Annotated in this window: 9 protein-coding genes; 1 reads left to right on the top strand and 8 read right to left on the bottom strand. The window is 59.8% G+C overall.

Going from position 1 to position 7188, the window contains the following annotated elements; all coding sequences use genetic code 11:
* Positions 1–224: 224 nt before the first annotated feature.
* From hemW to ERD80_RS18290, 4 genes are read right to left on the bottom strand one after another with little or no spacing between them, the layout of a single operon-like run.
* Positions 225–1355 (bottom strand): radical SAM family heme chaperone HemW, encoded by a 1131-nt coding sequence (gene hemW, locus ERD80_RS18305; RefSeq protein WP_136547965.1) that lies wholly within the window; start codon positions 1353–1355, stop codon positions 225–227.
* Positions 1348–1941 (bottom strand): XTP/dITP diphosphatase, encoded by a 594-nt coding sequence (locus ERD80_RS18300; RefSeq protein ID WP_059011651.1) that lies wholly within the window; start codon positions 1939–1941, stop codon positions 1348–1350. Before ERD80_RS18300 ends, hemW begins: the two co-directional genes overlap by 8 nt.
* A gap of 20 nt (positions 1942–1961) precedes the next feature.
* The gene (locus ERD80_RS18295) at positions 1962–2516 is read right to left on the bottom strand and encodes a YggT family protein (RefSeq protein WP_021506626.1); all 555 of its coding nucleotides are present in this window, start codon (positions 2514–2516) and stop codon (positions 1962–1964) included.
* A 12-nt stretch (positions 2517–2528) separates the two neighbouring features.
* Positions 2529–3236: a YggS family pyridoxal phosphate-dependent enzyme gene (locus ERD80_RS18290; RefSeq protein ID WP_021506627.1), complete on the bottom strand. Its 708-nt coding sequence runs from the start codon at positions 3234–3236 to the stop codon at positions 2529–2531.
* Between the two features lie 16 nt (positions 3237–3252).
* Between ERD80_RS18290 and ERD80_RS18285 the strand changes: the two genes are divergently transcribed.
* Positions 3253–4245 carry a type IV pilus twitching motility protein PilT gene (locus tag ERD80_RS18285; protein ID WP_136547964.1) on the top strand — a complete coding sequence of 331 codons (993 nt, stop codon included), beginning with the start codon at positions 3253–3255 and terminating at the stop codon, positions 4243–4245.
* 66 nt (positions 4246–4311) lie between these two features.
* Here ERD80_RS18285 and ruvX read toward each other — a convergent pair whose 3' ends face one another.
* The 4 genes from ruvX to rsmE all read right to left on the bottom strand — a co-directional run bounded on the left by ruvX (position 4312) and on the right by rsmE (position 7149).
* Positions 4312–4728, bottom strand: a complete 417-nt coding sequence (gene ruvX / locus ERD80_RS18280; protein WP_136547962.1) for a Holliday junction resolvase RuvX — start codon at positions 4726–4728, stop codon at positions 4312–4314.
* Positions 4728–5291 (bottom strand): YqgE/AlgH family protein, encoded by a 564-nt coding sequence (locus ERD80_RS18275; RefSeq protein WP_136547960.1) that lies wholly within the window; start codon positions 5289–5291, stop codon positions 4728–4730. Before ERD80_RS18275 ends, ruvX begins: the two co-directional genes overlap by 1 nt.
* Before the next feature lie 85 nt (positions 5292–5376).
* Positions 5377–6321: a glutathione synthase gene (gene gshB, locus ERD80_RS18270; RefSeq protein ID WP_021506631.1), complete on the bottom strand. Its 945-nt coding sequence runs from the start codon at positions 6319–6321 to the stop codon at positions 5377–5379.
* Positions 6322–6417: 96 nt separating this feature from the next.
* Positions 6418–7149, bottom strand: a complete 732-nt coding sequence (gene rsmE, locus ERD80_RS18265; protein WP_021506632.1) for a 16S rRNA (uracil(1498)-N(3))-methyltransferase — start codon at positions 7147–7149, stop codon at positions 6418–6420.
* Positions 7150–7188: the final 39 nt, after the last annotated feature.

The raw sequence follows: 7188 nt of genomic DNA, 5'->3' as shown, positions 1-7188 counted from the left end.
CGGCGACGTGGTGCAGCTCAGCGATAGCACGCAATTTTATCAGCAGTGGCAGCAGCAGGGGACGCAGCAGAGCGGTGGTAAAGTGTGGCAGGTGTTTGAGAGTCTCGACCACAGCGCGACGCTGTTAATCAATAATGAGGTGATGGTCGCCTGAGCGTAACAGATGCAGCCGTGCGGTTTAGTACGGCTGCCAGCGGAAAAGGCGCGTGCCTTCTCCGCTGAATTTACATGAACAGCTCCAGCAGCGAATTGAGGAACAGTTTGCCTTTTTCGGTGATCTGCCAGTGCTCTGGCTGCTCCTGCACATAACCGGCGGCAATGGCTGCGTCGATCTGCGGGCGAATCACTGCCTCTTCCAGCCCGGTGTAGCGCTGAAAGTCGGCGCGCGGCGCGGCTTCCAGCAGGCGGAAACGGTTCATGAAGAACTCGAACGGCTTGTCCTCGTCCGGCACGTCATGCTGCTTATCCAGATAGTTGCCCTTCATAAAACCGCGCGGATGACGGGTTTTCACCGTGCGCACGATGCGCCCGTCCGGCTGTGTCAGCTTGCCGTGCGCGCCACAGCCGATGCCGAGGTAATCACCGAAGCGCCAGTAGTTCAGGTTATGCTCGCAGCGATAGCCCGGTTTGGCGTAGGCCGAGGTTTCATATTGCTGATAGCCTGCGGCGCTCAGCAGCTGATGACCCTGCTCAAAGATATCCCACAGCGCATCGTCATCCGGCAATACCGGCGGGCGTGAACCAAACAGCGTGTTGGGCTCGATGGTCAGCTGATACCACGACAGATGTGGCGGGTTGAGGGCAATCGCCTGGCGCAAATCGTCCAGCGCCTCTTCCAGCGACTGATCCGGCAGGCCGTGCATCAGGTCGAGGTTAAAGCTGCGCAGGCCGAGACCGTCCGCCAGCTGTGCCGCGCGGCGCGCCTCGTCCGGACCGTGGATGCGGCCCAGGCGCGTCAGCTTTTGCGGACTGAAACTCTGCACGCCAATCGAAATCCGGTTAATGCCCGCCCGCTGATAGCCGCTGAAGCGATCGGCTTCCACCGTGCCCGGATTGGCTTCCATGGTGATTTCGGCGTCCGCCGCCAGCGGCAGGCGCGCACGCACGCCGTCCATCAGCTGCTGCATCGCCTCGCTGCTCAGCAGGCTGGGCGTGCCGCCGCCGATAAAGATGGTGCGCACTTCGCGCCCGGCGGTCAGCGGCAGGTCCTGGTCAAGATCGTGGAGCAGATGCTGCACATACTCGCTGTGCGGCACTTCGCCTTTGAGCGCGTGCGAGTTGAAGTCGCAGTACGGACATTTCTGCACGCACCACGGGATGTGGATATAAAGGCTTAACGGTGGTAACTCAGGCATTGCGCATCGCTTCCAGCAGCAGCGTCAATGCTTTACCCCGGTGCGACACGGCACGCTTTTCATCCTTGCTCAGCTCGGCGGCGGTTTTACCCAGCGCCGGCACGTAGAAGATCGGATCATAACCGAAACCGCCTTCACCGGCGGCCGCGCGGGTAATCTCCCCGGCCCAGCTGCCGTGGAACACCAGCGGCGTCGGGTCGGCGGCGTGACGCACGTACACCAGTACGCAGTGGAACTGTGCCTGGCGCTCGCCGTCCGGCACCTGCTCCAGCGCCTGCAGCAGTTTGTCGAGGTTCTGCTGGTCGCTGGCATCAACGCCGGCATAGCGCGCCGAGTAAATGCCCGGTGCGCCGCCCAGCGCATCGACCGCCAGCCCGGAGTCATCGGCAATCGCCGGCAGGCCGGTGATCTGCGCCGCGTGGCGCGCTTTCAGGATGGCGTTTTCGATAAAGGTCAGCCCGGTCTCTTCGGCAGACTCTACGCCCAGCTCGGTTTGCGCCACGATATCCAGGCCGAAGGCCGCTAACAGATCGGCCAGTTCACGTACTTTGCCCGGATTACCGGTGGCGAGCACAACTTTTTGCATAACAGTTCCAGATTAACGAATTACAGCAGGTACCAGAGACCCGGGAACAGGTCCATACCGAGGAAGTTCAGCGCATACAGCACCAGAATCACGATCATCGCTGAGAAATCGATGCCGCCCATCGCCGGCAGGATACGGCGAATCGGTGCCATCAGCGGTTCGGTCAGCTGGATCAGCACATAGTCCATCGCGCCGCGTCCCTGGCTGATCCAGCTCATCAGCGAGCGAATGATGATCACCCAGAACACCAGATAGCCGGCGGATTTGACCAGTGACAGCAGGCCCACCAGCAGGTTGGTCGGATCGACGGAGAACACCCCGACCTGAATCAGCAGCAGAATCGGATATTTCAGCGTGGTCAGCACGAATGCCAGCAGCAGTGACGCGGTGTCAATCGGTCCCAGCGCCGGCAAAATGCGGCGCAGCGGTTTAACAATCGGCTGGGTGATCTTCACGACAAACTGCGCCAGCGGATTGTAAAAGTCACAGCGTGACCACTGCATCCAGATGCGCAGCAGCAGCACCATCACGTACAGATCAATCAGCGTTTTGACTAAAAACGTCAGTGTTAACATGAGGTTCCTCAATTATTGTTGTGAAGGGCGTGCATAATCCCGCGCGCCAAATACCGCGGTGCCGATGCGCACCATCGTACTGCCTGCGGCAATCGCCGCATCCATATCGTCGCTCATTCCCAGAGAAAGCGTATCGACGCCAGGATAGTCCTGTTGCAAGGCGCGAAACGCGCTGGCCATCTGCTGGCACACCGCCAGCTGGCGCGCGTAATCCTGCTCGGGCGCCGGAATTGCCATCAGTCCACGCAGGCGCAAACGCGGCAGGGCGGCAATCTGTTGCGCCAGCCCGGCGACGGCCTCCAGCATGATGCCAGATTTGCTGTGCTCGTCACTGATATTTACCTGAATTAACACGTTGAGCGGCGGCAGCGCGGCCGGACGCTGATCGTTCAGCCGCTGCGCGATACGCAGACGGTCAACGGTATGGCACCAGGCAAAGTTTTCCGCCACCAGACGGCTTTTATTGGATTGTAACGGCCCGATAAAGTGCCATTGCAGATCAGGATGTGCGGCCAGTTCGGCAACTTTTTCAACCCCTTCCTGCACGTAATTTTCACCGAAGGCGCGCTGTCCGGCGGCAATGGCTTCTGCGATAGCGCTCGCAGGTTTGGTTTTGCTCACTGCAAGCAGCGTAATTTCTTCTGGCGCGCGGCCGCAACGCGCGGCGGCAGCAGCGATACGCTCGCGCACTTGCTGTAAGTTGTGCTCAATGGAAGTCATAGTCAGGAGAAGTTAAATGGATTTGGATGACGTTGTGGCGCTTAGTGTAAAGCATAATGCGGCCGATCTGCACCTTTGCAGCGGACATTTACCGCACTGGCGCCGGCAGGGCGTGCTGGAGCCAATACCGCAACAGCACAGCTTGCCTGAGCGCTGGCTACAGGCCTTTAGCGAGCAGTGGCTTAGCGCCGTGCAGCGCAGCGAGTTAGCCAGTAGCGGTCACGTCGATTTCGCTATCACGCTCGGCAACGGCAGCCGGCTGCGCGCCAATCTGTTCCGCCAGCGTCACGGACTGGCGCTGGCGCTGCGGCTGATTGCCAGCCAGCCACCGGATATAGCGCGCCTGCAGCTGCCGGACGTGGTGCGCTCGCTGCTGCAGCTGGAGGAAGGGCTTATCCTCATCACCGGCGCGACCGGCAGCGGCAAATCCACCACGCTGGCGGCGCTGGTGGATAGCCTAAATCGTCAGCAGGCGCGACACATTATCACGCTGGAAGATCCGATCGAGTTTGTCCATCACAGCCAGCGTTCGCTGATTCAGCAGCGCGAAATCGGCGCGCACTGCGCTTCGTTTCAGCTCGGATTAAAAGCGGCGCTGCGTGAAGATCCGGATGTGATCCTGCTGGGTGAGCTGCGCGACAGCGACACCATCCGGCTGGCGCTGACCGCTGCTGAGACCGGCCATCTGGTGCTGGCCACGCTGCATACGCGCGGCGCGACGCAGGCGGTGGACCGGCTGGTGGATGTGTTTCCGGCCGAGGAGAAAAACCTCGTGCGCACGCAGCTGGCCGGCAGCCTGAAAGCGGTGCTGGCGCAGCGTTTAGTCGCCGCCAAAGCCGGTGGCCGCATTGGCCTGTTTGAAGTACTGGTGGCGACGCCGGCGGTCGCTAACCTGATCCGCGAAGGCAAAATGCATCAGCTGCCCGGTGTGTTGCAGACCGGCGCGCAGGCAGGGATGCAGACTTTCGCCCAGAGCGAGCAGGCCCGGCGTGAGGCGGGATTAATTTGAGCGGGGACGTGCCCTGAGAACCGCCGACACGGCGGCGCGAAACCGCGCGGCCGCGTTCGGGCTGATTTAATGCCTCTCGAACCAGTCCTGCAGGATAATCACCGCGGACTGCGAATCGATATGGCCTTTCTGCAGCGCGCGATAGCCGCCGCGTTCGAACAGGTCGGCACGCGCTTCTACGGTGCTCAGGCGCTCATCCTGCAGCTCCACACGCACGCCGAAGCGGCCGTGCAGCCGGTTAGCAAACTTGCGCGCGCGCGCCGTCAGCGGCTGTTCGCTGCCGTCCATGTTGAGTGGCAGGCCAACCACCACGTAATCCGGCTGCCACTCTTTCAGCAGCTTACCAATGAGCTCCCAGTCCGGCGTGCCGTCCTGCGCTTTCAGCGCGGTGAGCGGGCGCGCAGTGCCGGTCAGCTGTTGCCCGATGGCAACGCCGATGCTTTTGGTACCGAAGTCAAAGCCGAGCAGCGTTTCACTGGCCATCAGGCGTGCCCTGCATCGCTGGTCATGTTATGGATGTCCACACCCATGCTGCGCGCGGCTTCACGCCAGCGTTCGGCAATCGGCGTCTGGAAGAGGATCTGCGTATTGGCCGGCGTGGTCAGCCAGGCATTCTCCAGCAGCTCATTTTCCAGCTGATCCTTCTCCCATGCGCAATAACCCAGCGCTACCAGCACGTTCTCTGGCTGTTCACGCGTGCCGATCGCTTCCAGCACATCGCGTGAAGTGGTGATCACCGTATTGTCAGAAATGCGGACACTGGAGGAGAACACGCGCTGGGCCGAGTGCAGAATAAAGCCACGATCTTCCGCCAGCGGGCCACCGGCAAACACCGGTTTGTCCAGTTTGATGGCAGGATCGCGTTCTGATGGGCTGATCTTAAGTTTTTTCAGGATGCCTTCGACCGTCAGGTTGTCCATCGGCTTGTTAACGATCAAACCCATGGCACCCTCTTCGTTATGCTCGCAGATATACACCACCGAGCGTTTGAAGAAAGGGTCCTGCAGCGACGGCATCGCAATCAAGAAATGGTGCTGTAAATTCATTCTCACTCGTTTACCAAAAATAGCCGGTGCTGAACGGCTGCACCGGCTTTGGGTGGTTCACGGAGCTCTCACTCCTGCGGCATCCTCAGCCCAAACGTTTTTCAATCGCGTCCATCAGCATGCCGGTGATGGAGACCGGGAACGCCGCCTCGATTTCGCGGATGCAGGTTGGGCTGGTGACGTTAACTTCTGTCAGTTTATCACCGATAATATCGAGGCCGACAAAAATCAGCCCTTTGGCTTTCAATGTCGGACCTACGCGGCGGGCAATTTCCCAGTCGCTGTCGCTCAGCGGACGGGCTTCGCCGCGGCCACCGGCGGCGAGGTTGCCACGGGTTTCGCCGCCCTGTGGAATGCGTGCCAGGCAGTATGGCACCGGTTCACCATCGACCACCAGCACGCGCTTATCACCGTCTTTGATCGCCGGCAGATAATTTTGCGCCATGCAGAAGAACTGACCGTGGTTGGTCAGCGTTTCAGTGATCACGCCGAAGTTGGCATCATCTTTTTTGATGCGGAAAATCGACGCGCCGCCCATGCCGTCGAGCGGCTTGAAGATTACATCGCCATGCTCCTGCCAGAACGCGCGCAGCTGCTCTTTGTTGCGCGTCACCAGCGTGTCTGGCGTCAGGTCGGCAAACCAGGCGGTGTAGAGTTTTTCGTTGCAGTCACGCAGGCTCTGCGGTTTGTTAACGATCAGCGTGCCTTGCTCTTCCGCGCGCTCCAGCAGATAGGTTGCGTAAATGAACTCGGTATCAAACGGCGGGTCTTTACGCATCAGCACCACGTTAAGATCGGCCAGCGGGATAGTCTGCTCGCTGCCAAACGTATACCACTGATCGTAGTTCTGCTCGACGCTCAGCAGCCGGGTGCGCGCGTAAGTCACGCCACCACGCAGCGACAGATCGCCCATCTCCATGTAGTGAATTTCATAACCGCGGCGCTGTGCTTCCAGCAACATGGCGAAGCTGGAGTCTTTTTTAATGTTGATGGACGAAATCGGGTCCATAACGATGCCAAGCTTAATCATTATTCTCTCCTCAAAGGGGAATTCAGCCACCCCGTTCCGTGCGAAAGCGTTGTGCTGGTCAGTTATCTGCGTGTGTCTTCGGGCTGAAAGTATCCCTTAACCGAGGTCACCAAACCTCACCTGAAGTGCCGTGATGGCGGTGAGCGCCGTGGTTTCGGTGCGCAAAACGCGCGGACCGAGCAGGATATCGGTAAAGCCGTGCTGCGCCGTCATGGCAATTTCCTCTGCCGACAGGCCGCCTTCCGGGCCAATCAGCAGCCGTACGCGCTCAACCGGCTGCGGCAGCGTATTGATGCTGTGACTGGCGCGCGGATGCAGATTGAGCTTCAGGCCGTCATCCGCTTCGGCGCACCAGGCTTCGAGCGTCATCGCGGCGCGGATTTCCGGCACGCGATTACGACCGCACTGCTCGCAGGCGGCGATGGCAATTTTCTGCCACTGCTGAATCTTTTTCGCCAGGCGTTCGGCATCCAGCTTTACGCCACAGCGTTCAGAAAACAAGGGCGTAATCACATTCACGCCCAGTTCGATCGATTTCTGGATAGTGAATTCCATTTTTTCACCGCGCGACATCACCTGACCGAGGTGTAAGTGCAGCGGGGATTCGCGATCGTCAGGCTGGCTGGCAAGGACCTTTACTTTTACACGCTTTTTGTCGGCCTGGGTGATTTCGGCGCTAAAAGTCAGATTACTGCCATCAAACAGCTCGATCTGCTGTCCGGCGCTCATGCGCAGCACGCGGCCGACGTGGTTGGCGGCATCTTCATCAAGCAGAACTTCACTGTTAACGGTTAGAGCTTCGGGGTGATAAATGCGGGGTATGCGCATGCGGTTCCTGCCGGCGTTATGCCGCATCGCGCGATGCGG

This window comes from Pantoea sp. R102, from assembly GCF_004916815.1.
GTDB classification, from domain to species: Bacteria; Pseudomonadota; Gammaproteobacteria; order Enterobacterales; family Enterobacteriaceae; genus Pantoea; species Pantoea dispersa.
Note: the sequence above shows the minus strand (reverse complement) of the source record. Positions and strands in the feature narration are given on the sequence as shown.

Bases quoted from the DNA above. Each gene is read 5' to 3' on its own strand.
- hemW (WP_136547965.1), bottom strand. From the start codon at position 1,355: ATGCCTGAGTTACCACCGTTAAGCCTTTATATCCACATCCCGTGGTGC.
- ERD80_RS18300 (WP_059011651.1), bottom strand. From the start codon at position 1,941: ATGCAAAAAGTTGTGCTCGCCACCGGTAATCCGGGCAAAGTACGTGAA.
- gshB (WP_021506631.1), bottom strand. From the start codon at position 6,321: ATGATTAAGCTTGGCATCGTTATGGACCCGATTTCGTCCATCAACATT.
- ERD80_RS18290 (WP_021506627.1), bottom strand. From the start codon at position 3,236: ATGACTTCCATTGAGCACAACTTACAGCAAGTGCGCGAGCGTATCGCT.
- ERD80_RS18295 (WP_021506626.1), bottom strand. From the start codon at position 2,516: ATGTTAACACTGACGTTTTTAGTCAAAACGCTGATTGATCTGTACGTG.
- ruvX (WP_136547962.1), bottom strand. From the start codon at position 4,728: ATGGCCAGTGAAACGCTGCTCGGCTTTGACTTCGGTACCAAAAGCATC.
- rsmE (WP_021506632.1), bottom strand. From the start codon at position 7,149: ATGCGCATACCCCGCATTTATCACCCCGAAGCTCTAACCGTTAACAGT.
- ERD80_RS18275 (WP_136547960.1), bottom strand. From the start codon at position 5,291: ATGAATTTACAGCACCATTTCTTGATTGCGATGCCGTCGCTGCAGGAC.
- ERD80_RS18285 (WP_136547964.1), top strand. From the start codon at position 3,253: ATGGATTTGGATGACGTTGTGGCGCTTAGTGTAAAGCATAATGCGGCC.